The organism is Pseudoalteromonas sp. SG43-7, from assembly GCF_014164295.1.
Classification (GTDB): Bacteria; Pseudomonadota; Gammaproteobacteria; order Enterobacterales; family Alteromonadaceae; genus Pseudoalteromonas; species Pseudoalteromonas rhizosphaerae.
This window is the reverse complement of record NZ_JACJEY010000028.1, coordinates 25,838-51,126: the sequence shown is the minus strand read 5'-3', so window position 1 is coordinate 51,126 and position 25,289 is coordinate 25,838. Positions and strand designations below refer to the sequence as shown.

Here is a 25,289-nt window from a genome sequence, read left to right as displayed (position 1 = left end):
GCCAGTAATTTGAAATTCCAGCCCCTTTAGAGCGGAGCTGGATTAAGTTTATTGATCTTTATTTATGTTAACTCCAGCGAATATCATGCTTACTTTTGGGCTTTGCTAATAGGGCGCAACACGACAATGGCCATTCCGAATAATAAGGTAGCAAGAATTACCATTCCTATTGCTCCAAAACTGTAAGCAAACCCTGCGATTCCAGACCAAATAGCGACACCAATATGCATCATGGTGATTCCCATAGACATTAATACGCCACGATGAGTTACCGATAATTCAGCGATATAGCTTTGTAAGGCCGGCGATCCGATCCCACCTGCCATCGACCAAAACGCTAACAACAAAAGCAGAATAGCCCAATGCTCTGTGGGATAAGAATAAAACCCGACACTAACAAGCAAACATACAATCAAAGCAACTCTCATTATTTGACGTCCATTGCCAAAACGCTGCATCAAACGGGGCATCAACATATTGCCAATCACACTTATTACCCCCAAAATGGCATATAAGCTCCCCACTAACCACATTGATACATTTAAGCTGTCACGTAAGTGCTGGCCAATAAGATTAAACAAACCAATACCGCCACCGAGACCAAAGCACATAGCAAGCAAGGCGCCTGCCGCACCTGGAATCGCCCATATTTTAACAGGTTGCTCTTTACTTATGTTTTGTGGACTCACCTTTTCAACTGGTAATTTGTTAGCAGCTAGTATTCCAAGTAAAGCAGCTACACACCAAGCACAAACTCCAAGAACGATAAATGCAGCGCGCCAAGAAAGCCATTCAGCTAAAATAGCTCCCACTGCAGGGCTCGCTATCATACCCAGAGTAAGGCCAGCTTGAACCCAAGCAATCCGTTTTACAGCATCTGCACCTGAAGAATCAGCGGCAATTGCAAAGGCAATAGGTAGCATACCTGCACTGGCAAGCCCTGTAAGTACTCGGGTCGTTAATCCCCATTCAAATGTATCTACTAATCCGGTCGCAATCGACGCAGCACCAAATAGCAATGCCGCAGGTAATAGCACCCACAAACGACCATGGCGATCAGATAATGCTCCCAATACAGGTGCAACCATTGCCAAAGCCACACTGTAAGCTGTAATAAATAAAGTGACCCGCTCTGGCTCAACTCCTAAATCGTTACCGATTGGAATCAAGATTGGCCCTAGCATCAGTTCATCCGCGCCCACTAAAAAAGCAATAAAGAATAATAATATTTTTAATAACATAGCATTTAACCTTTCACTACTTCTGCATATTGGGTATTAATAATAGATTGAATGTCCACTATTCGGTCTGGCCAATCAGCAACAAAGCTCTGCTCGTGTGAAACGATAATCACTGTTCCAGTGTATTCCATCAAGGCTTGTTTAAGTGCAGCTTTTACTTCCATATCTAAATGTGTTGTCGGTTCATCAAGCACTAATAAATTAGTCGGTTTTAATGCTAAAAAACATAGCTTTACTTTAGTTTGCTCACCACCACTTAGCGATTCAATGGGCTGTATTGCTAATTTCCCCGCCACACCAAAACGCGCAAGCTGCTCTCTTGCGGTCTTATCATCCAACCCATCGCACACCGATTTGAGCAAATTTACCGGTGTCGCTTCAGGATAAGACCAATACAACTCTTGCTCAAAATAACCCAACTGCAAAACAGGTGATAATGCAATCACTCCCGATAATGGTGCTAATTCTCCGACTAAGGTTTTTAATAACGTTGATTTACCAATACCATTAAAACCTGTAATCACCACTTTTTCGCCACGCATAATAGTAAGAGAAATCGCTGGCAATAATGGCCTAGAGTAACCAATTACCAGATCCAATGTTTTAAGCATCTCTTGCGCATTAGAGGTTGAGCTTCTAAACATAAACGTTATTGGCTTATTTTGCTTAGGAGGCACCAGCCGTTCGATACGTGTTAGTTGTTTTTTGCGCCCATTAGCAATGCTGGCATTCACTCCAGCTCCATTTTTTGCAATGAACAGCTCCAACTTATCGATATGCTTTTTTTGAGCTTGGTATTGCTTAATATAAGCCGCATCATCATTGGCTTTCTGAGCCATAGACTTTGCCACATTACCTTTGTATTTTCGGATAGTTTGTCTATCTATATCGCATATATTAGTTGCGATACTATTCAAGAAGGCTTGATCGTGTGAAACCACCATAAACGCACCTTCAAACTCATTTAAGTACTCTGTTAGCCACTTAATATGTATAACATCTAAATAGTTAGTAGGCTCATCCAACAAAAGCACATCAGGTAAAAGTAATAATATCCTCGCCAACATCACCTTATGACGCTGTCCACCACTTAATTTAGCAAGTTGAGTCTGCATTCCAAATGCCGTGATCCCGAGCCCTTCAGCCATAGCATTAATTTTATTATCGATCACATAAAATGACTGACTTTCTAACTTTGTCTGGATCATTGCAGCTCGATTAAGCTGGCTTTGCTGAGTACTTTTTTTTGAGCAAGCATAAATATCTAACATTTGCGCTTCGAGTAAATACAGCTCAGAAAATGCTGTTCGCAAATAATCATATACCGAGAGCAAATCATTCATTTGAGCATGCTGATCAAGATAGCCAATTTTAATTGCAGGTTGCCAAATAATATCGCCCTCATCAGGTAATAACTCTGCTTGAAGCAGTTTAAGTAGGGTGCTTTTACCTACACCATTTGCACCGGTTACACCAACATGCTCACCAGCTAAAAGAGTAAACTCAGCATTTTGATATAAAGCTTTATCACCAATGTGGTAAGTAACACTTTTTAAATTTAATAAACTCATTGTTTTTACACCAAAAAAACGAGGGGCGGTATATGACATACCGGCCCCTCGTTTCAAGAATCATCGAAACTTTGTTTATGATTTTTTCTAACCATCAAAAACAAAAAAGGCCGACGATGAAGTTCATCGTCGGCCTTTTTCTGTAATGATCAGATACAACTACCCCTCCCTTATTTTAGAGGGATCACGTTATACCTGATGAAGATTCAGAAAACATCAAGCTCCGAGCAACACTTCATCGTGATAGTGCGCGGAGCAAAGCCTCCTGACAAAGTTCTTGAATAAGATGTAAAACATTACAGATAACTATAAAATTGAATAGTGCGGATTCTAGCTAAATATCTTTTTTCGGTCAATAGTTGAGCTGCGACGTATCCAAAGTATGCCTCTTTTACAACTGCCGGCTTTGGTTGATCCCGGTTCATTTTTGCTAATTTACTTTAAAATAAGACATACAAGCTCACACCAATGCTAGGCCTGTGTTTTTATCAATGGGGTATCTTGACTTTTTAAGAACTCAACGGCCTTTGCTTGATATTCTTTAATAAAAGATTCTGAGGTTAATTTTTCTACCGTTGATAAAGCAGACTTCGCATATCCAACAACTTTACTAAAAGAGCGAGGGTGCTCTTTTCGCATTTGTTGTGCTTCCTTAACACCAAGTTCAAAAAATGCTGTTATATCGATTTTATCACTTGAAGAAAAACCTCTGTTCTGGAAGTTGATCCCTTCAAGAGAGCCCTTTACATCCATAACATCCCCCCAAAATGTTCCTCTGAGGCTTTCTGTGTTACCGCTTGCTCTTTGTGTGTCCGACTCAAGTTTTCTCACCGCATCAACTATCCCTTTGAATTCATTGATCGACATATTACTAAAATCAAAGCCTTCAGGATTAAGCAGCGCACTATAGGGTGAGCTTTTTTGTGCTTCGCCAGTAAATGCAGCAATCGCTTCTGGTTCTGCCTCTACCTCTTTTTTAGCATCTGTCACTTGCTGCTGAGGAGCTATCGGCGCTTTGGGTTGATTTGTGGTAGTAAGACTTACCGCTTGATGAATATTAAAATTGATTGTCATAAAAGTTCCTTTTTTAGTTGTTCTGCATTCAAGTATTTCTGTATCGGCTGACTTACTTATTAGTTTAGGACTTATTTTGGGTACTTCACCTAAATCATTTTGCTAGACAGATATCGCCATATATACATTGTAGCCATGACGAAAAAAGCCTGTATTTCTGGCACGTTTATTAGCTACTCTGTAGGGGTTAGTGGTTTTAAAAATGGCTTTGATGAAAATATTCGACCCACTAGTTAGAACGAAGCGACGTTGTTCATTGATTTAGCTAGATAAAAACCATAGCACGACGGCTAAAGTAACTCTATCTGACTTCAGGTTAGAGAAAAACGATAGAAACAGGCAGCGCAGCACATACTTTTGAGCTAATAGGTATTTACTAATTTATCTAAAAATAAATAGATCTTTTGGTTCATAGCATCATAGTCATGAGCAAGTAATACTTCTGGCTCCTCAACAAAGCGGTATTTTGCAGTTTCACTAAGATCATCATGCTCAATTAGCAAGGCTACAACCTCTTTAGTTAGCTCCATATGACATTGAAAACCAAATACTCGCTCATTATAAGCAACGATTTGCCTTGGGCAGCCCTCGCTATATGCGATGATCTTTGCATCAGGTGTCAGCCCCGGCATATCATTGTGCCAATGACCGACTTCTAACACTTTATCGAAGTGCTCAAACAAGGGGTGCACTAAACCTGCTGGTGTTAAAGTAATTGGAAATTTACCAATCTCACGCTCAGGACTATGTTCATAATGAGCACCTAATGCTTCACCAATCAACTGAGCCCCTAAACAAACGCCAAGTACAATTTTCCCAGCAGCAATCGCTTTTAAGATTAGGGCTTGCTCACCTTTTGCATCAAAATAAGGGCATTGTTCAATTGTTGTATTAGGACTTTGAGGGCCACCCATTACAATTAAAATATCAATATCTTTAATCGCATCTAACAGAGGGCTACCTTCATACACCTTAGAATAACTAATAGTATAACCCTGCATTCTAGCCCAAGTTTCGTATGCACCTGGCGCTTCAAAATACTCATGGATAATAAAGTGAATATGCATTTTTTTGCCTTTTAAATAACAGAGGCTCACGATGATATACCAAATCAGAGCTATGCGTTTTATACTAACAGACACAAAACATCGATAAACCGCCACCATGCAAGCTAACGAGCTAATCCAAAGTTATACTCATAAACAGCTAATAACAAAAACAATTCATATGCCTGCTGGTTACGTTGATGATTTTCACTCACACCCATGGCATCAAATAGTGTTCCCATTTAAAGGTTTACTACAATCAAGCATTGGTGGTAAAAGCATAATCGTGCCTCACAATGCAATGCTATACATACCCGCAAACACGTCTCATAAATCTGTAGCAGTCACGAATACTGAGTTTTTAGCCGTTTATCTTAATCCTGATGTATGGGTAGAGTATGCAAGTGAAGCTAAATCCTGCCTTGTAACTCCATTCATTAAACAGCTCATATTGCTCTTGTTTGAAAATGATATGAGCCAACAATCAGAATCCAATACTACTCATTTATTACTCGTGCTCAGAGATCAAACTGTCATGGCTAATAGTTATGACATCCCATTATTACTGCCAACCGATAAACGCCTGCTAGCAATTTTCAAACAACTCAAGCAACAACCTGATTTGTCATTCACGCTAAAAGAATGGGCTAAAAAAGTAGGGGCATCAGAACGCACTTTATCGAGAGTTTGCGCAAAAGAATTTAATCAATCTTTCTCATTGTGGCGGCAAAATATAAGACTCGTTTTATCTTTACAACTTTTGGATTCAAAGAGGTCGATTCAAGATATTGCATTAGAGTTAGGCTATACCTCTGATTCAGCTTACATTTACGCATTTAAGAAATTATTTAATCAGACCCCGAGTAAATATCGTCGCGATAGCTTAGCTCATAACTTAACGTTGAAAATTTAAAAAATCATTTAGAACTACTGGATGCATAATAGGACTTTTTATCGATAAAATATCGAAAAATTAAGTACCTGCTTGTATTACAGGTTTTTATTAAGCTGAGCTTCTAGCCGAATGCGTGTATCTTGTAAGTAATCTACATAAGGGTATGAGCCGTCTGCAATCGCTAAAGCAGATTCCACCTTTTCAAGAGCTTGGCGAGTATCACCTTGTATTTCATAGCCATAAGATAAAGCTGAAAGCGCATCGACTGATTTGGGGTGGTTTTTTATATTGTACTTAAACACCTCAATAGCACGGGTAAACTGCTTGCTGCCCGTTAAGTTATAACCGAGTGATCTAACAGCGCGATCTGGGGGCGATATCTGCTCACCCCATTGTTGAGATAAGTTTTGATAATAAGCATCAATAGACGCTACATCGTCAGTTAAAGCACTGATTGGCATTTGTTTAGGTAAAAATAAGTTGTGATAGGCATTAAATGCCCCAGCAACGGAAGTCAGGTTATGCGACACACCATCAAACACATCACTAAAGAAGCGTAGCCCCTGCACTTTATGCGATTGTATAGCTTGCTGCAATTCATCGTACCTTTCGCGCATGATGCCGGCTTCTTCGCCAATATTGATGTAAACGTAACTGTTAAGCTCTTTCGTTTTAGCTATAAACGACTTTGTGCTTTTTACCGATGCGCCATAGTTCCACCAAACTGCAGGGCTATAAGCAATATGCGCTTGGAATAACTCAGATTTGGCCTGCAACGCATATAACGCAAATACACCACCCGCAGATGCGCCAGAAATCACTTTATAATTATGCGTACGATAATTCTTATTAACTAAAGGAATGAGCTCTTGTTCAAAGAACGCTAAAAACTTATCAGCACCGCCCCCTTCACCAACTGGGCCCTGTGGCTCCTTGTTCACGGTAGGATACATATCTCTAAGTCGATTAGTGTTTTCAATAGCGACAATAATAACCTCAGGCGCACGATTATCATTTTGTAAACGCTCAATAACAGCACTGGCAAGCGGTATATTACCCGCTCCATCTAAGCGATAAATAACTGGATATACCTTATTTGGCTCAGATTGATAGCTTTTAGGCAACTGAACTACAACTGTGCGCTGTTCGTTTAAAACAGCCGACTTAAAGGTATGTGTATGCACAGAGTAATCAGCACGTTGCTGTTTCGTATCCGATTGTGCAAAAGCACTCAGTGAACTAAAAATAAAACAAATGGCAGCAAATAAACGCATGACTAATCCCTTAGAGAATAATGAGTTATTTAAGCTAACAGAGTTTTAAGCATAAAAAAAGCGCATTAATTGCCTTTTATTAATTGTGAAATGAGAACTAGGTATTTTAAGTAATGGCTAGAAGTTTCGAGCTACAAGTTGCAAGCAGGTTGGTACTGTTTATCGTCTTTAGTTTTGTTTTCGAATATTTCGAATGTTGACTTTATTGCGAATATTTCGGATACTTACTGCATTGTACAATTTGTACTCGTCAATGTAAGAGAGAAAAAATGAACACAGCTACTAAATTACCCAGCGCTGAAGAAATAGCACTCGCTAAGCTTGGTAGCCAAGAGCTATCAGCTGTTATACAAGCCAATGGCGAGGCGCAAAGAATTAATGTGGTTGATCAACTAGGTAAATCTCATGAAGTAACGATTCCTGCAAGCGCATTAAATATGATGATCGAAGTGCTTACTCAATTAGGGCAAGGTAACTCCGTTAGCATCACCCCTATTCATGCTGAGCTAACAACGCAAGAAGGTGCTGATATGCTGAATATGTCACGCCCAACATTTATAAAACTCCTTGATTCACAAGAAATCCCATTTACTCGCACGGGGAATCGAAGGAAAGTCGCTTTTGCCGATCTTATGCAATATAAACAACGCCTAGAAGAGCAGCGTTTAGCATCACTTGCTGAATTATCTGCATTAGATCAAGAAATGGATATGGGCTACTAATGTCATCATATACGGTAATCTTAGATGCATGTGTTATGTACCCTGCTCCACTTCGTAGCTATTTGATGTACTTAGCCAATACACCATTATTAATAAAAACGAAGTTTATTTTTTAAAAATGGCCTCTTACTTTATCTCTAAATGCTTTACCAAATTTAGAATGATCATCAAGCTCATGACGAATCCTGCCCGCAACAAAGAAGGTAAAAAAAGACAAACACATATTTTGTCAGAAAATTTAGCACCTATGCCGTTGTGGGTAACCGTATCATTATTTTTTTGCACACTGTTAATTACAGAAGTTAGAATTGAGTGGCTTGGAAGGAGTTTTAGGCAAATAAGGGCAAAGCTAGGTCATCACTTTGTTTAATAGCGTGTTTTTTAAACAAACCAATAAAGATGCAACTGTTCAGCCTGCGCCTTTGTACCATTTTACATCGTTGCTGGCGGCTTGTTGCTTTAACCGTTGTTTGCTGCCTGCAAAATTTGAGTACTGCTGCCTAAAATGTTGAATTGATTCAAACCATTGCGCTTCTTCTATATTCAACGTCAGGAGCACTTTTGGTATGCTTTTGTTGATATGCCCTTTTTTCTTTGGATCTATGTGGCGGCCACTCCAGTCGACTAATTCAATGTAATCCAGTAAGGCAAAGGGGATCGTGCCTTTAATATGATTACCACCAAATGGCTTTAGCTGTGCTGGTTGACTTTCATGTTGAACAGTATCTTTTTGTTTGAGGGGTTTATTTGCTTTAACCGTGTCTGTGGTAAAGGCTTTGAAATGCGCTATACGTTCTTGAATTGAGGTGAAATCACTGTCTTCAAGCGTATCGGCTATATTTGCTCTGATGGGGTTCAAATCAACGTAGACCATGCAACTGAGTACTGCGGTTTCATCTAATAATGCTTGTGATTTATAGCGCCCTTCCCAGTATTTGCCCGTGCAGTTATCTTCTTTATTGGCTTCGCGGGCAATGTACTCATTGAGGTTTTTCATATACCAGCTGATATCATAAAGCCTTGCACGCCATTTAGCGATGATCTCATTGAAAAAGAGCAAACTCGGCTTATCTAACTGCTCACCATTTAAATAGCGGTCGACTAAAACATGGCCGTTATAAAGTTGATACCAGCGTTCAATTACTTCATCATCAGACCAATCTAGTGCTTGACGTCTATTGACGTTCACAACAAGGTGGTAGTGATTGCTCATTATCGCGTAAGCAGCAATTTCTATGACGAACACGCTACTTAATAACTTAATTCGCTCTACTAACCACGCCCTACGGTGATCAAAGTTTTTACCTGTGTATTTATCATCACCACACAAGAATGCGCGTCTCACGCATCGTGAGATTAAGTGATAATAAGATGTGGACGCTAAATCAATCAGCTTTTTCCTTGCGCGAGTCATAAAATACCAACCTTATTTACACTGTATGTAATAACAGTAGTTGATACTATAGTTTTTGCCAAAAAAAATTGTGCCAGTCCTGTTTTACTCGCTATTTTACTCGTTTATTTTAATATCTACTGACTATTATTCTCAACTTTCAAGGGGCTGTGATTCAAAACAGGTATAACTTTATTGATCCTGCTTTAATAATTCAGCAGTTTCTACAGCTTCAAAAATAGCTAGTTTAATACCTTCAGAGTAGTCATCTTCATATAAAATGGAGATAATTATTTTATGTAGCAAATCTTTATCAATCACATTGTCGGCTACCCAAACGGCAATGTTCTCCATATCTCTTACAAAACGCTTCACGATATAGTCAAAACCATTTAGCTCAAGAAAATACGCACCTAAAGCTAGCGATGAACGTTTATTACCATCAGTAAAGGCATGATGCTTGTTAATAGAAAAAACCAAATGGGTTAGTTTATCTTCTATTTCTGGGTAGTAGTCATCATTTTGGATATGCTCAAGTGGACTTTCTAATTGCCCGATGTCTTTTGTGCCAGACAACCCCCCTGAGTTCTCAATTACCCAATCGTGGGTATGTACAGCATGGCCTATATCAAAATATAGAAATCGCATAGTGTCCGTCATATCAACGATCCTTCAAGCGTTTAAATACCGCTAGCGTATCAGGATCACTTAGTTGCTCTTCTAACGATTTACTCTTTTCTCCCAGAAAACGCTCAAAATCCCCTTCTGGAACAGACTGAATATAAGCTTCAAGTTTTTCATGCAGAGCATCTCGAAAGCATAAATCACGACTAGCCATTTTAGTTCTAGCATCCAAAATCAAAGGTCTGAATAGAGGGTGCTTCTCAAAACCAAGAAATAATCCCTCCGCTTCTTTTTGAGTAAGTTTCTGCCCTTTAGCTTCGCTAGCTTTTTCAAGTTCATAAGCAATACCCGATTCAAAACTAGCAATAAGGTTAAGTACCTCTGAATACATTGTTTCTCGGATATTATCTTTTGCTGCTAAATTCAAAACCTTTTTATATTCAGTCGCATTTTCATGGAAAATACTTTTATAGATTAAATTAGTGAAACGGGCATATTTCCAATGGTTACCTTCCACAAAATTATCTAACGCATTTGTAAACTGACGACGATAATTTTCTTCTTGAAATGCAGCTAGTAAATAAGTTTCATCTCGCTGATTGATATGCTTGGTATGTCCACCAGCACGTTCAGCCATGACATCTAGAACAATATCAAGTACTCTGGAACGAAGCAGGCGTGCAGGTTCACTTTCGGTTAAGAGCATTCCAAGGTTTAGTACCGCCCGAAATGTAAATACACCTAGAATACTCGTTTTGGTACCGTCATAGATGTCGGTACCATAGTTCAATGCCTTGAATTCTTTAAGTTTGGTACCTTTTAAAAGATGATAACCATTATTTTTAAGTTCATCAGCATAACTAGCCAAATAACGCTCAATTGTACGATCACTAATATCAAATAGCCCCATAACCTGTTGCTTAGTGAACACTGTTTCCTCTTGAAACAGAACGCCTCCTAAAGCGAGGTGTTGCTCAGCCTGCTGTAAAGCATAACGATTGTTGAGAATATTTTGGCGATCGTGAAGTGATTCTGTTAAATCTTTATTCATAACTTATCCTTTTCTTCGTTAGCATCACTATCATTCAAAAATCCATGTAATTGTTTAAGTTTGAGTAACAACTCATCGAAAGTGATTATTTGTACATTTTTAGAATTACGACGATATAGCTCAAATGATTTTCGCTCATCTTCATCACTTGGCATGGTGCCGATGATCAAAACACAATGAACGGCATAAGATTCTATATCGTAAATTCTATTATTATTTTTTATCGACGCGATATTTTGTTGTAGTTGATAACACTGATCTAAAACTTGAGTTACAGAGCCCGTTAGCTCGGTTGATGCACAATACACTGCACCTCGGTAAGCTGTTTTATTAAGTAATACTGATGAGGGCTTTTTAATCTCTATAAGCGCGAGGTTATTGCTAACGCCATTCTTAATTAAATAATCGGTAATCTTTTCGCCATCACCAGACAAGCGTTTACCGCCAACACTGGCTTGATCTGATATTTTTATCGCTGGGTAACCAAAGGCAAGGCTCAATATAAATGGGTTTTCATTAAATAAGCGCTGCCATGTATCTTCCTTGGTTTTTTTAGTCAGTAACTCCTCATAAGAAGAAATTAGCCGTTCTAAAGAAACAAGTTCAATATCATTTTTTAACTTTGTTAACGTTACAGGATCAGTTTGTTTAACCGTCGATTTGTCTTCCACGACTAAACTCATTGCAGCCTGTTTATCGGTATCGTTTATCTTAATCCGGAGCATTTTACTAATAGCATCATTATCCGTGGGTAGTATTCTTTGTTCATTTCCCAATCGATAGGCTAACAAGTTATATATTGTCGCTGTTTTAGTTGCTTGAGCTGCTTGTCTCGCTCTTCGTGTGATACGGTCACAATTACGGCGCATTTCATCAAAATCACTCGCATTTAAATTAAATAAGTCGCGATTAAAGTCCCAACCTGTTTTTTCTTGTCCAATCCATATTTGATTAAAATCTGTTTGCTCTTCTATTGCCGAAATAATAAAGCGGTAATCTTTTATTAAACCTAATCCATAGCGTAGGTCTTTAATAAATCCACTTGGTAAGAGCTGTAAGCAATTAACAACCTCCTCTTTAGTATAAGGCGCTGAATTATAGCCAAAATCAACGTCCAGTATAATTGATTCAATCTGATCGTATTTTTGCTTTAAATAATTAGGATATGTAGGTAAGGTAATAATAGGGGTTATGGATATAGTTCCATCTTGACCGCTAAAAGTTGCGATACTTTTTCGATGTTGGCTAGGTTTTTCTGTACCTTTACCGGCTATTTCTAATTCAGCTTGAGTTGGTAGAAAAAACACTTCTGTACAGTTTGGAAAAACTTCTTCGAGTTCAATGTTTAGTTTTTCTGGGCTGAAATTTTCGGGTAAAAACCTAGCCATAGTATTTCCTTATAGCTTACCTTTAAAGTCTGAGTTCTACGATTATTTTGGCGCGGGAACACGAAAGTCTTTCATTAATAGGCTTGAGTTATTCTGGTAAATTCAGAATAACTCAAGCCTAAATAGTATGAAACTATTTTGTAAGATATGAATCTTTATTATCCAAAGTGATACTTTCTTGTCAATTTACACGGCCAATCATAACACTTTGATTTTATTCAACCGTAACTGATTTTGCTAAGTTACGTGGTTGATCAACGTCGGTGCCTTTAATGACCGCTACGTAGTACGAAAGTAACTGTAGTGGGATTGTATATACAACTGGCGCTATCACGTCATCAACATGATTTACGTTGATAACACGCATGGTTTCGTCTGACTCAAAGTGTGAGTCTTTATCAGCGAATACATAGATGATGCCGCCGCGAGCACGGACTTCTTCTACGTTTGATTTAAGCTTTTCAAGCAATTCGTTGTTTGGTGCTACAACAATAATTGGCATGTCTGCGTCAATCAATGCTAATGGACCATGTTTAAGCTCACCTGCTGCATAGGCTTCTGCGTGAATGTATGAAATCTCTTTAAGCTTAAGTGCGCCTTCCATTGCGATTGGGTATTGCGACCCGCGACCTAAAAACAGTGAGTGGTGTTTATCAGCAAACTCTTCTGCAAGGTCTGCAATGCCATCAGCCAATAGTAGCGTTTCTTCTAATTTAGCTGGAAGCAATTTAATAGCGTTAACAATCGTACTTTGATCTAAGCCTTTCTCTTGCGCAATAGACGCAGTAAGCATTAACAAACCAACAAGCTGTGTAGTAAATGCTTTAGTAGAGGCTACACCAATTTCAGCACCGGCTTTGGTCATAAAGGCAAGGTCTGATTCGCGTACTAGTGATGAGCCAGGTACGTTACAAATGGTCATTGATGCCATGTAACCTTGCTGTTTTGCTAAACGCAGTGCTGCTAAAGTATCAGCCGTTTCACCCGATTGAGAAATAGTAACCAGTAAGCTGTTTTCATGTACAAACGACTGGCGGTAACGGAACTCAGAGGCAATTTCTACGTTACAGCTAACACCTGCAAATTGCTCAAGCCAGTAGCGGGCAACCATACCTGAGTGGTAAGACGTACCACAGGCAATAATTTGTACGTGTTTTACGTCTTTAAATATTTGCTGAGCGCTTTCACCAAAGGCATCAATCGCTACGCGGTCGTCGTTTAAACGTCCTTCAAGGGTGTTACGTACAGCAAGTGGCTGTTCGTAAATCTCTTTAAGCATGTAGTGACGGTATTCACCTTTACCTGATGCATCTTGTGTGATGTTTGATTCAATGACTTCACGTTCAACGGCATTGCCGTCTACATCAAAAATTTCCACACTGTTACGGGTGATACGCGCTACATCACCTTCTTCAAGGTAGATAAAGGTACGAGTTACTGGTAATAATGCTAATTGGTCAGAGGCAATAAAGTTTTCGCCAAGACCTAAGCCAATAACTAATGGACTGCCTGAACGGGCAACAATAATTTCGTTATCGTTGGCTTTATCAAATACTACTGTACCAAATGCGCCATCAAACTGCTTAACCGCAGCTTGTACTGATGCAAGTAAAGTGGTGTGTTGCTGGCGAAGTTGATGAATTAAATGCACCATTACTTCGGTGTCGGTATCTGATAAAAACTCGTAACCATCGCCTTTCAGCGCTTCACGTAAGCTGGCGTGGTTTTCAATAATACCATTGTGCACTAAGGCAATTTCGCTGTTTGAAATATGCGGGTGCGCGTTTGCTTTCGTCACGCCGCCGTGAGTTGCCCAGCGAGTGTGTGCAATACCGGTAGTACCTTTTACGCCAGCTTCATCAAGCGCGTTTTCAAGGTTAACTACTTTACCCACTGCTTTTACGGTATTAAGTGTATTACCATCTAAAAGTGCCACACCAGCTGAGTCGTAACCACGGTATTCAAGGCGCTTAAGGCCTTCAACTAAAATTTTATTTACTGGGCGTTCTGCAACTGCCCCAACTATTCCACACATAATTTCTCCTTTTGTACATGCCAAAGCGTCAACTTTGGGTTTGTATGTGTTGTTTAATATTTAAATGAACATCACAGGTGTTGTCGGCCTGTAATAAACACGAATTTTATAGCTCAGCGCAGATCAACTGCACACCACACGCTTGTATTGCTTGGCGAGTATCGAGTGCTAAGTTGCTGTCGGTGATAAGCGTAGTCACTTGCTGCCAAGGTAATTCTAAATTAGGGATTTTTCGGCCGATTTTTTCTGACTCCACCAGCACTATAACTTCACGAGCAGCGCCCGCCATAACTTGGCTTAGGCCTACAAGTTCATTAAAGGTAGTGGTACCACGCTCAACATCAATGCCATCTGCACCAATAAATAGCTGATCAAAATCATAAGAACGTAAAACACTCTCTGCAACCTGCCCCTGAAACGACTCAGAATGCGGGTCCCACGTACCACCGGTCATCAAAAGTGTTGGCTCGTTTTCCAGCGCCAATAAGCGATTAGCCACTTTAATTGCATTAGTCATCACCACTAAACCGCGCTTATTACCCAGTTCAGGGATCATTGCTGCTGTAGTACGACCACTGTCGATAATAATGCGGTTATGATCTTTGATTAGTGCTGCTGCGGCTTTTGCAATCGCCACTTTACGTTTTGAATCAATATCATCGCTTACAATTTCTTGCGGCAATGCTATCGCGCCACCATAGCGGCGCAGTAATAGTCCGCTTTTTTCAAGCGCTGTTAAGTCTTTACGAATGGTTACTTCAGAGGTTTGAAACTGCTCAGCTAAAATATCTACGGCTACTTCACCTAACTCATTAACTTGAGTAAGAATAAGGTGACGACGTTGCTGGGTGTTTCGTTTAGTCATTAAGCAAACCATTTAAGTTTCGTTTCGAAAGTTATGGGATTTTAAACGAAACTATAAAAATGGCAAGGTGTAGATCAAAAAAAGCGCAATATGCGCTTTTAATTGGTCAGGGAAATTTTATTGAGGATTTAGCAATTCTCCACTCAAAATACATTTAACAATGGCATGCTGTCGGTTTGTACTGTTTGTCTTTCTAATACAATTTGTTAAATGGAAATCAACGGTTCTTTGGCTAATGCTGAGTATTTGGCTGATCTCCCAAGAGGTCTTTCCAATAGAAGCCCAACGAATACATTCTTTTTCACGTCGCGTAATTTTTACAGCCTCAAGATTTGTTGAGCGTCGATAAGCTTCAAATATTTCAACTAAAAAAATTCGCCAATAATCCCCTAGCATTTTCACTTTACGAGGTTCAGCGCCTAAATTTGACAATTCCAACACTAGACAAGCAAATTTATTTTTATGTAAACCCGTAGGAATTATTAATACCGACTCAAAGCTGCCAATTAACTCACTAAGCTGAATTGCTCTTGTTTCATTTAAGCAATAATGAAGCAACCCCTTACGGGAATGAACATCATTCAAAAAAGAGTCATCAAGTTCACCGAAATAATGAGTATTAAACTTAAATAAATCAGAGAAATCAAAAATAATAAACCCTGCTTGAACATAGCTATAACAATTTTTTATATCTTCAAAAAAACCATTAAAGCTATGTATTGAGTTTATAAGCTCAATTCTAGAATGTAGTTCATTCATATTTATCATATGCAAAACTCGATTTAGACTCATCTTTACAGAGTATAGGAAATACGACACAAGAAGAACTTGGCGAGTCATTACCAATAATTTGAGTGTTAATACCTATGTACGAGTCAGCGGAATATATTACTGTTAAGAAAGTAAAAATAGCTGTATAGATAAATGATGCCTTATATATATTATTCATCGTGGTGTAGCCCCTAATTCATGTTGTAGTTATATTGTTCACATTAAATTTGAGCTACACGATAGATTTTATCAATAATAATGAGATAACTTTTCTATAACTTTACAAAAACAAAATATAACCTATTGAATGTTAATGGAAATAATTTCACTAGTTCTACCACCTAAACTTTCAACGATAATTAAACCATTCACCTTGTCCACATAAAACCTTGGTCTAATCACACTAAAGTCAAACGTTTTTGACTTTAGGCTAGAAGTATCCACATCATTTAAGTCTATTTCATAGAAGGTTGTATTTATCAAATTATGATTACTCCATAATACTTTACCGTTTATTACAGCCCAATTCGTGTTTGTCTCAGTGGACATGCTTACCGGCATTGGAGTCATCGTTTCTTCATTCGCATCAAACCGTGATAACCTCCCCGTATTATCACCTAATACATATCCCCCTTCAAATTGTCGAATAAAGCGGTAACCTTTAAAGATAAGGTTTTTAGTTTTTTCTTCAATAACATACTCAAATACTTGCCATTCACCATTACTTTTTCGCGTATATAGAATGGATTTTTCATTTAATGAAAGAGTAACATCGCCAATCAACTCATCAGCCTTAGAGAGGTATGTCAGGCTATTATCAAACGTATTAAGAATTGTTATGCGGTCTTGAAGCTTTAATAATACATATTGTCCAGACAGAGAGGCGCCGAGCAACTCTAGTGGGTTTTCAGTGCTCATTAGTGTTGCTTTTTTCGTAACCTTACTTTTTTCATAAAAAATTAAGGAGCTAACACCTCCCTCATTTATTACCGTCCAGATTTTGTTACCTAAAGGTTGATACGCAATAATGCTACTATCTTGCTCAGGTTGTTTTTTTTGAATCATTTCAACATTTTTAAAATCACTTAATGGCAGCTTTTTCTCTATCAGAGTATTGATAATATCATTATCTCTGATAGCTAATAGTGTATTTGGGGTTACTCGTTCTAATGCGATAAGGCCTTTGTTTTTATCGATAATAATATTTGAATCACCTGTTTTAACATTTATTTTAGCTAGCTTTTTATCATCTAATAAAATGATATGCTCATCATCAAGCCAATGAACATCATAGATAGTTGTATTTTGATCATGGTGAAAAAGAGTTCTGCCAGTCTTTAAATCGTGTACTCGAATAGAATTACGCTTACTACCCAAATAAATTCGCAGTACAACCAACTTACCAGAGTCTGGAGAAATATCCGCACGACTATCATGAAATCCTTTTTGAGGAACAGAAGTAATCTCTTCAAGCAAGCCTTTTTCAGAGTTGAATTTATAGATAAGTAATGCACTTTGCTGATCTTTTTGCCCAGAAAAATAAATTACGTCATTTTCATTTTTGTCGATAAACACATCTGTGATGAAATAAAAATCAGCTACTAACGTACCTACTCCATGCGCTTTATTTGTTAGATCTATCTGCTTTAATAAAGCAATATCACCTAAATTATCGGAAAAGTACAAGCGCTCCCCATCATTAGAGAAAACCAAACCTGTAGGCAGGGTTGTATTATCTACAAGCACCTCTATAGTCTCTGTTTTCTGGTCTTTTAAATAAATATGATAATTCTTTTCATGACTTAATTTACTAGTGAATGCAATGTATCGACCTTCACTGGAGGCTGCAAAGGCTTTTTTGTCTGAGACGACAGTATTTACCACCCTAGCAGTAACTGAAACTTCATCGACATTGTATTTAAATAAAAGATAAGCTAACGAAAGAAAAAGAATCGCTATTGCAATAAGGTAAAAATAGACCTTAGCTTTTTTAACATTCTTGTGCTCTGTTTTTTCTATACTTGTTTGTTTTTCTTCTATAGGGGAAGGAATTGTTGATACAGGACAAATTAATTTATATCCACGTTTAGAGAGCGATTGAAGATACTTAGGATCTTTATAATCATCATTCAAAATTATGCGAAGTTTACTTATAATTCGCCTTACTGCGGCATCAGAAACACAGCGGTCTTTCCATAAGTTATCATGCAATTCATCCATTGAAATATAACGCTCATGATGCTCAATAAAATACATCAATACGGCAAATACTTTTGGTTCAAGTACAACTAACTGCTCATTAATTTGAAGAGACATCTCTTCAGTGTCCAAACAGTACTCACCAAATTTAATCAACATAGCATTTGCCACTTACAAACCTTAACAGTCCCTTAACGTTCATTATAATAACGTACTGCAATAGTAATTACCATAAAGTTAATGCATTGATTTAAATGAAAGTTACATTTTGGTTACGTAGATATCATCGCTTAATTATTGCAAAAAAAAAACGACCTTATACGCTCAATTTTAACCCCAACATTATAAGGTACAAGCAATGCAGAACAGCATAAAAAATGAAAAACATGCCATAGCAGCCCACAGAACAAATGATGGATTAATAGAAATCACCAATCTTGAGTTACTTGATGCGTTTGTTGGAGGATTTATAAGCCCTGAAGAAGTTTATTGTCACGTGAGTGATAATGATGAGAAATCTACAACCACGACAAGCCAAGAAGGCATCAGTTAATGAATACTGAAACTTGCAAGCCGTATAAACCAAAACTGAAGCGTTTGGGTGAAAAAAGAGCTCTAATCTCTTTATCGAACCTCGAAGACTGGTGTGAAGAAATGTGCCTTGCGTTTGATAGGGATGTTCTTAATCAAAACTCAAGCTCCAACAAAACCCTACATTGGTTGTTTAATGCCTATCCTCTTATTTTAGCCTACCAAGGAAAAACACAAGAAAGTGAATTGTTTTTACACAGAGTAATAACTTATTGGTCAGATAAATTTTTACAGGATAAAAACAATCAAAATCTTATCAACTTAATAGATCCCACAATCAACTTATTACGTCTTTATAAACTGACAAATAAACACTCAGCATTCCTAAAGCTGATGGGTGAAGCCGCTATTCTAGATAATACAGGCAAAGCAAAACTAGGGCCTATAAGTGTAAACAAAGAAATACTAGGTGAGCAATGGAATACATTGTATGTAGCTACACTCGATGAAACTTTAAAACATTACCTCTTAAAATCAAAATATAATGAAGTTCTTAAACTTAAAGAAACGATACCGCAATATTACAGGGAAAAAAATTTATATATAGAAGCTGAAATTGTAGCCCTAATCAGCTTAGAAAGATTTGAAAACGCAATGCAACTTTGCTGGCGTCAAATAAATAAAAGTACGTGTATAAAAAGTGGCGTATATAGCTATCGTTTATATGAAGCTTTCAAATCTATGGGGCTAGCAGTTAAAGCTGAAACAGTAATGAAACACTTAATTTCAAATATGGAAAAGACCCCCTTAGATTCTTTGTCTAAACTAAATTTCTCTTCATGTATTATCGAGGAAAAAAAGCTATCTATTGAATCTCTATTAGTAAAAAAAACACTGAATCAATATGAAAATATAAAAGATGAATTTAATTACGGGATGACTCTTTGTAATTTGCAATCTAATCACCCAACTAATCAAAATAAAGAAAAAATACTTAAACTATATGAGAAAACGGATTATAAAATATTAAAAAATAGAATTGAAATTTTATTTAACATCAAAAACAAAAAAAAACCGACTTCGAACGTTTGGCTACCTAAAATATCAAACCATTTAAATGAGATTATTGTATAAACCTCGTAGTTATTACAGTTATCTATTTCTTTTTTTAAGCTCATACTAACTTCACCCCATTAAGGGGAAACAACAATTTAAAGGAGCATAAAATGAGCAATAAATTTGAAAATATAGAAAGTGAAGAAATCAAGCTAAATGAGTTAGGTGAAGTAGAGCTAAGTGAAGAACTTACAGATGCTGTTGCAGGCGGTTTCTCTCCAGAAGAAGAAGACGAAGAAGGTGATACAGGCTGTGGTAACACTATAAATGGCAGCTGTGCTGCTCAAAAAGAGCTGTAACTATCACGCAGACTACTTCTTCATAAAGGTAGTCTGCGCAAGCAAAACAATAGGGGGAAAAATGACAACTTCAATAGATCAGATTAAAGGTTTTTCTAAACAACAATTAGTAAACAGCCTCAGTAATGAAAAGTTTCAACTCATTATTTTTCCAACAGAGCAATGCAACTTTCGCTGTGTATATTGTTATGAGGATTTTAAAATAGGAAAAATGCCTCGTTGGTTAGTTGATGCAACTAAAGTTTTAATCAAAAACAAAATGCCTAAGTTAGAGTTTTTATCTTTAAGTTGGTTCGGCGGTGAGCCTTTATTAGCAAAAGAGATACTTTTTGAAATTGCTGAATATAGTCAGTCATTAGCTAAGGAAAACGGCTGTAAAGTCTATGGTGATTTAACAACTAACGGCTTTCTCCTTGATATAAAAACATTAACAAGACTTGTTGAGCTAAAGCAAAATAGCTTTCAAATATCCATAGACGGTGACAAGGAATCACACGACACAACTCGCTTAACTCGTAACGGGAAAGGTAGCTTTGACAAAATATGGGGACGCTTATTAGCTGCATCTGCAACAGATCTTGATTTTCATATAACCCTAAGGATTCATATTACCGACTTAAACCATGAAAGTGTTTTAAGCTTTTGTGAGCGTTATGATAAAGAACTTAAGGAAGATAGTCGATTCAGATTATTTTTTAAAGAAATTTCTAACTTAGGTGGTGACAATCAAGAAAAAATAAATGGCCTAATATCAAGAAAATCTGCAAAAGTATTAGCAAAAGAGCTCACAGAACGTTATTCAGGTAATAGCAAAAAAATAAATGAACTAGGTCATTACATCTGCTACGCAGGAAAGCCTAATTCATTAGGAATTAGAGCCAATGGTAATATCAATAAGTGTACCGTTGCTTTAGATGATGACAGAAACAATATTGGTAAAATTAATCCTGATGGCACACTAACATTGAACAATGAAAAATTTAGTACCTGGATAAAAGGCTTTACGACTCTTGATAGCTGGCAAATGGGTTGCCCGCTAAGCTATATGAATAACAATAGTGTTGTTGGTGACATTGCTATTAAAAAAGTTAGCTAGCTTATGTCTATTGTTAATATGTTCAGAAAAGAAGCCCTTAGAAATCAGTACAAGTCTAGTGATATAGGGAAGTCGCTTATAAAACAGCCTAAAATTATAAATAATTCTATTTCAGCTTTAATCGCAATTTTCGTATTTAGCTTTTTAGTTATTAATGTTCTAACTTTATCAACAAAAAGAAGTCTTGACGCCAAGGTCTCATCTGAACACTATACCCCGCTTATTTATAATGAAGTAGTGGTTATAAATAAGCACTTTGCGATAGATGGTGAGAGCGTTAAAAAAAATCAACAGCTACTTACTATCTCTAAGTTTGATAGTAATAGTAAGTTAGAAAAAGAGGTTATTCGCTCTCCTTCCGATGGTTTGTTTTTTCATTCTTTAATCGAAAAAAATATAATACAACCATTTGAACCTCTTGGTTACGTTTTAAGTACCACTTCAGAAAATGAGTTATCTTTTTGGATTTCTAGCAATAAAAATATGAGTATTAATGTAAAGGATAAAATTACCTTAATCGTCAATAATGATGAATTAAAAGGTATAGTCACTATGGTTATTGGTAGTAATAAAAATAATAAAGAACAAAAAATACATTTAAAACTAGAAACTAACAATTATTCAAAACTGTCACCTAACGCAGATATAAAAATACTACTCACTCAGCAATCAGAAAAAGCCCTTAACTTAATTAAATAGTGAAATTTAAATGCGTCTCACAGACTACATTGACTTTAAACCATCAAAACTACCTCTTTTCTTACAAAGTGAAGTAGCTGAATGTGGTATCACATGTATAGCTATGATTGCTTTTTATCATGGTTATAAAGTAAACATGCTTGCTATGCGACAACGTTACCCCGTTGGTACTCAAGGAATAACAGTTAAGCACATTTTAAAAATTGCAGATGATATTGGCCTATCTGGGCGAGTATTAAAATTAGAGCTTGGACAGCTATCTAAGCTAAGGGGACCTGCAATATTGCATTGGAACTTTAATCACTTTGTTACGCTTGCTTCAGTAAATAGAACTGGCATTGTTATCCATGATCCCGCAAAAGGAAAAGTTAAACTAGATTGGCAACAAGTCTCTGAAGCATTTACCGGTATTGCAATCGAGTTAACTCCAACACCTGCATTTACTGTAGCCGATGAACGAGTGAAGATGCCGCTCAGAGCATTCATTGGCAATATTGAAGGACTCGCATCCTCATTATTTAAGATATTCGTTGTCGCCTTGATTCTGCAATGCTTCCTCTTAATATCCCCCTACTATATTAGAATTGTGATAGATCATGGAATTCCACTCTCCGATAGTGGAATGTTAATATGGTTGCTAATCGCATTTATTGCCGTCACCTTACTAACAACTTTTAGCAATATTATTCGCTCTGCTGCAATTTTATACTTAGACAAAAATTTGGGCTTTCAAGTAAAAGCGAACATCCAGCGACACCTATTACATTTACCCCTTTCGTTTTTTGAATCTCGCCATGTTGGCGATATTAAATCTAGGTTTGAAGCATTTAATGAAGTCCAAAGAATGATAAGTCGTGGTTTTATTTCTGCCATTGTCGAAGGCTTGCTAGGCATAACAACTTTAATCATTATGTATACTTACTCACCAGCTCTTGCTTTAGTATCTTTATCATTCCTCTTATTCACATTATTGCTTAGGTTATATTTAACCAACAAAGAAAATAAGCATTTAGAGCAAGTTTTATCTAAACAAGCAAAAGAAAACAGTCATTTTTTAGAAACTATCAGAGCAATTATGCCCATAAAATGCTATGTAAAAGAAAGTACCCGACTTTCTTCATGGCTCAATTTATTTGCAGATACTACAAATGAAAATATTAAACGTGAAAAGGTCACGATTACTGCAGAAATTAGCCAAGATTTAGTAAGTAAAATAGAGTATCTAATTGTTATATTTATTGGCGCGACATTAATAATCAATAAAGAATTTACTATAGGGATGTTTATTGCTTTCCTAGCTTATAGACAACAATTTTCGAGCAGCACACAAACTCTGGTAGATCATATATTTAAGTTCAAGTTAGCCTCAACTTATTTACGGAGAATGTCTGATATAGTGATGCAAAACCAAGAGCAAGAAAATACCTCACTGACAATAACCAAAGAACAAGCAAAAGGCCACATTGAAGTACGCGACCTGCATTTTCGATATTCAACATCCTCTCCTTGGTTATTTAAAGGAATAAACTTTAAAATTGATGCCGGAGAATCGGTGGCTATCATAGGTCGCTCTGGGTTGGGTAAATCATCGCTCCTAAAATTAATGACTGGATTAATCAAAGCAGAGCGAGGTGATTACTTGTTAGATGGACACTCGATAAAAATGCTTGGCATGAGAAACTTTCGCTCAATGTGTGCAACGGTAATGCAGAATGATCAATTACTAAATGGTTCCTTAATTGAAAATATCTGCTTCTTTGAGCCAAAACCTGATCTAGATAAAATCACAGAAGCCATTAAAGGTGCTGCTATATGGCATGAGATTCAAAGCATGCCTATGGGTTTACACACTCAAGTTGGTGATTTAGGTAGCTCATTGTCAGGTGGTCAAAAACAAAGATTGCTTTTGGCAAGAGCGCTTTACAGTCAACCAATCATTTTATTTTTAGACGAAGCAACAAGCCACCTTGATGCTGCTACTGAATTGCAAGTAAATAAATATTTAAAATCAAAAAAAATAACTAGGGTCAGTGTTGCTCATAGGCAAGAGACAATACAAGCAGCAGATAGAATAATTGATCTCGAAGAATTAATTAAGAACCAAACGTTAGCCCAAGCTGTGTGATTAAATACCATGGTAAGAATAACAAAAGGAATAACTATGAAATTTACATCCAAACTAATCTATCAAGGGTTGATAGGTTTATCTGTCGTTATGCTTATCTCTGGCTGGCAATTAGGCTTTGCAGATAATGCCGAAGTTATATCAAAAGACTCTGTCACCATTGCGAAGGTTGAGCGCGGTGATTTTTCAATTAAGGTTGATGGCTATGGTTCATTGCAATCAATCAATAAACGACTTCTCACAGCCACAAGTAATGCGGTGGTTGACGAAATAAAACTAAAAGCGGGTGCTGTGGTTAACCATGACACAGTGATCCTCACTTTAAATAACCCCGAGCTAGAAAGTAAGCTCCGCTTGGCGTTAGCAAAGCTTAAAAATGCCAAAACCCAAAAACGGCAAACCGTATTACTGCAACAGCGTGAGTTGTTAAATAACGAGTCAACCGTGTCAGAGCTAAAAGCACAATCTGAAATAGCCATGCTGCAAGTTGAAGCAGAACGTACACTGGCTAAATCAGGTATTGTATCGGGGATCAGCGCGAAGAAAAATGAGCTCGAAGCCAAACAGCTATCAAAGCGTATTAACCTTGAAGAATCTAAGCTTGATAAATTAGCACAGATGCAAAAAGAGTCGCTTTCAATTCAAGATGACTTAATAGCCCAAGCGCAAGACGAGTTTGATGTCGCCAAATTAATGGTAGAGCAACTTTCAGTTAAAGCGGGAATGAATGGTGTTATTCAACGCTTGCCTTTAAGTTTAGGGCAAAGTGTCAGTGCTGGCTCTGAACTGGCACTAATAGGGAGCCTCTCCCCTCTAGTTGGTGAAATAAAAGTACCGCAAATTCAAGCTCATTTAATTCAAATAGGTATGACAGCCCAAATTAGCACGTTGAATGACCAGGTGCGCGGCCAAGTAGTGCGTGTAGATCCTGTGATCAGCGACGGTGCTGTACAAATTGATATTGAGCTCGAGGTTTCTGAATCAGACACCATGAAACCCATGCAACAAGTAGATGCGACTATTTTTGCCGATGTACAAAAAGAGGTGAATTATATAAAACAACCAACAGGTGCAAGCGAAGGCAGTCATGGCTCATTATTTAAACTCACAATGGATAACAAAGCCGTTAAAGTTGAAGTGCAATATGGCAAAGCATCTGGCCAGCTCATCCAAGTGTTGTCAGGACTTGAGCCTGGTGAACAAGTCATTATTTCTACATTAGATATCCCCGCTGAAACAACAACAATAAAAATTGCTGGTTAAGGAAGAATAAT

General features: G+C 37.5%; 22 protein-coding genes. 9 read left to right on the top strand and 13 right to left on the bottom strand.

The genetic code is table 11. The features are described from left to right. Window positions 1-89: 89 nt before the first annotated feature. The 4 genes from H5200_RS13790 to H5200_RS13775 all read right to left on the bottom strand — a co-directional run bounded on the left by H5200_RS13790 (window position 90) and on the right by H5200_RS13775 (window position 4,953). A complete protein-coding gene (locus H5200_RS13790; protein WP_182718827.1) occupies window positions 90-1,241 on the bottom strand; it encodes an MFS transporter in 1,152 nt (383 codons plus the stop codon). A gap of 5 nt (window positions 1,242-1,246) precedes the next feature. Then, entirely contained in the window at window positions 1,247-2,851 is a 1,605-nt protein-coding gene (locus tag H5200_RS13785; RefSeq protein ID WP_259399216.1) for an ABC-F family ATP-binding cassette domain-containing protein, read from the bottom strand. A gap of 432 nt (window positions 2,852-3,283) precedes the next feature. After that, window positions 3,284-3,886, bottom strand: a complete 603-nt coding sequence (locus tag H5200_RS13780; protein WP_182761684.1) for a hypothetical protein — start codon at window positions 3,884-3,886, stop codon at window positions 3,284-3,286. Window positions 3,887-4,248: 362 nt separating this feature from the next. Then, entirely contained in the window at window positions 4,249-4,953 is a 705-nt protein-coding gene (locus H5200_RS13775; RefSeq protein ID WP_064435637.1) for a type 1 glutamine amidotransferase, read from the bottom strand. 160 nt (window positions 4,954-5,113) lie between these two features. On the opposite strand from H5200_RS13775, the gene H5200_RS13770 reads away from it, so the two are divergent. Continuing rightward, window positions 5,114-5,845 carry an AraC family transcriptional regulator gene (locus tag H5200_RS13770; protein ID WP_259399215.1) on the top strand — a complete coding sequence of 244 codons (732 nt, stop codon included), beginning with the start codon at window positions 5,114-5,116 and terminating at the stop codon, window positions 5,843-5,845. A gap of 77 nt (window positions 5,846-5,922) precedes the next feature. Here the strand turns inward: H5200_RS13770 and H5200_RS13765 are convergent, their stop codons facing one another. Then, window positions 5,923-7,101 carry an alpha/beta hydrolase-fold protein gene (locus H5200_RS13765; protein WP_182761683.1) on the bottom strand — a complete coding sequence of 393 codons (1,179 nt, stop codon included), beginning with the start codon at window positions 7,099-7,101 and terminating at the stop codon, window positions 5,923-5,925. A 269-nt stretch (window positions 7,102-7,370) separates the two neighbouring features. Between H5200_RS13765 and H5200_RS13760 the strand changes: the two genes are divergently transcribed. Further along, window positions 7,371-7,823 carry an excisionase family DNA-binding protein gene (locus H5200_RS13760; protein WP_182718833.1) on the top strand — a complete coding sequence of 151 codons (453 nt, stop codon included), beginning with the start codon at window positions 7,371-7,373 and terminating at the stop codon, window positions 7,821-7,823. A 409-nt stretch (window positions 7,824-8,232) separates the two neighbouring features. Here H5200_RS13760 and H5200_RS13755 read toward each other — a convergent pair whose 3' ends face one another. The 8 genes from H5200_RS13755 to H5200_RS13720 all read right to left on the bottom strand — a co-directional run bounded on the left by H5200_RS13755 (window position 8,233) and on the right by H5200_RS13720 (window position 18,320). Then, complete coding sequence (locus H5200_RS13755) at window positions 8,233-9,237, bottom strand: transposase (protein WP_259399214.1); 1,005 nt, start codon at window positions 9,235-9,237, stop codon at window positions 8,233-8,235. Window positions 9,238-9,408: 171 nt separating this feature from the next. Continuing rightward, entirely contained in the window at window positions 9,409-9,876 is a 468-nt protein-coding gene (locus H5200_RS13750; RefSeq protein WP_182761682.1) for a type II toxin-antitoxin system death-on-curing family toxin, read from the bottom strand. Window position 9,877: 1 nt separating this feature from the next. Next, a complete protein-coding gene (locus H5200_RS13745) occupies window positions 9,878-10,891 on the bottom strand; it encodes a DNA-binding protein (protein WP_182761681.1) in 1,014 nt (337 codons plus the stop codon). Continuing rightward, complete coding sequence (locus H5200_RS13740) at window positions 10,888-12,279, bottom strand: Shedu immune nuclease family protein (protein WP_182761680.1); 1,392 nt, start codon at window positions 12,277-12,279, stop codon at window positions 10,888-10,890. The genes H5200_RS13745 and H5200_RS13740 overlap by 4 nt, the downstream gene beginning before the upstream one ends. A gap of 214 nt (window positions 12,280-12,493) precedes the next feature. Beyond that, window positions 12,494-14,314, bottom strand: coding sequence for a glutamine--fructose-6-phosphate transaminase (isomerizing) (gene glmS / locus H5200_RS13735; protein WP_182761679.1), 1,821 nt, complete (start codon window positions 14,312-14,314; stop codon window positions 12,494-12,496). A gap of 106 nt (window positions 14,315-14,420) precedes the next feature. Then, window positions 14,421-15,179 carry a DeoR/GlpR family DNA-binding transcription regulator gene (locus H5200_RS13730; RefSeq protein ID WP_145240141.1) on the bottom strand — a complete coding sequence of 253 codons (759 nt, stop codon included), beginning with the start codon at window positions 15,177-15,179 and terminating at the stop codon, window positions 14,421-14,423. Between the two features lie 117 nt (window positions 15,180-15,296). Beyond that, the gene (locus H5200_RS13725; protein ID WP_259398520.1) at window positions 15,297-15,938 is read right to left on the bottom strand and encodes a helix-turn-helix transcriptional regulator; all 642 of its coding nucleotides are present in this window, start codon (window positions 15,936-15,938) and stop codon (window positions 15,297-15,299) included. Between the two features lie 312 nt (window positions 15,939-16,250). After that, window positions 16,251-18,320 (bottom strand): winged helix-turn-helix domain-containing protein, encoded by a 2,070-nt coding sequence (locus tag H5200_RS13720; RefSeq protein WP_182761678.1) that lies wholly within the window; start codon window positions 18,318-18,320, stop codon window positions 16,251-16,253. 187 nt (window positions 18,321-18,507) lie between these two features. Between H5200_RS13720 and H5200_RS13715 the strand changes: the two genes are divergently transcribed. The 7 genes from H5200_RS13715 to H5200_RS13685 all read left to right on the top strand — a co-directional run bounded on the left by H5200_RS13715 (window position 18,508) and on the right by H5200_RS13685 (window position 25,278). Beyond that, entirely contained in the window at window positions 18,508-18,702 is a 195-nt protein-coding gene (locus tag H5200_RS13715; protein ID WP_169021172.1) for a hypothetical protein, read from the top strand. After that, window positions 18,702-19,814 carry a hypothetical protein gene (locus tag H5200_RS13710; protein ID WP_182761677.1) on the top strand — a complete coding sequence of 371 codons (1,113 nt, stop codon included), beginning with the start codon at window positions 18,702-18,704 and terminating at the stop codon, window positions 19,812-19,814. Before H5200_RS13715 ends, H5200_RS13710 begins: the two co-directional genes overlap by 1 nt. A 92-nt stretch (window positions 19,815-19,906) precedes the next feature. Further along, the gene (locus H5200_RS13705) at window positions 19,907-20,095 is read left to right on the top strand and encodes a hypothetical protein (RefSeq protein WP_182718814.1); all 189 of its coding nucleotides are present in this window, start codon (window positions 19,907-19,909) and stop codon (window positions 20,093-20,095) included. Window positions 20,096-20,156: 61 nt separating this feature from the next. Further along, window positions 20,157-21,191 carry a radical SAM protein gene (locus H5200_RS13700; protein WP_169021169.1) on the top strand — a complete coding sequence of 345 codons (1,035 nt, stop codon included), beginning with the start codon at window positions 20,157-20,159 and terminating at the stop codon, window positions 21,189-21,191. A gap of 3 nt (window positions 21,192-21,194) precedes the next feature. After that, window positions 21,195-21,890: a hypothetical protein gene (locus tag H5200_RS13695; protein ID WP_149982299.1), complete on the top strand. Its 696-nt coding sequence runs from the start codon at window positions 21,195-21,197 to the stop codon at window positions 21,888-21,890. 10 nt (window positions 21,891-21,900) lie between these two features. Then, on the top strand, window positions 21,901-24,015 hold the full coding sequence (locus H5200_RS13690; protein ID WP_149982300.1) for a peptidase domain-containing ABC transporter: 2,115 nt from the start codon (window positions 21,901-21,903) through the stop codon (window positions 24,013-24,015). A 36-nt stretch (window positions 24,016-24,051) separates the two neighbouring features. Continuing rightward, window positions 24,052-25,278 (top strand): efflux RND transporter periplasmic adaptor subunit, encoded by a 1,227-nt coding sequence (locus tag H5200_RS13685; RefSeq protein ID WP_149982301.1) that lies wholly within the window; start codon window positions 24,052-24,054, stop codon window positions 25,276-25,278. Window positions 25,279-25,289 lie beyond the last annotated feature (11 nt).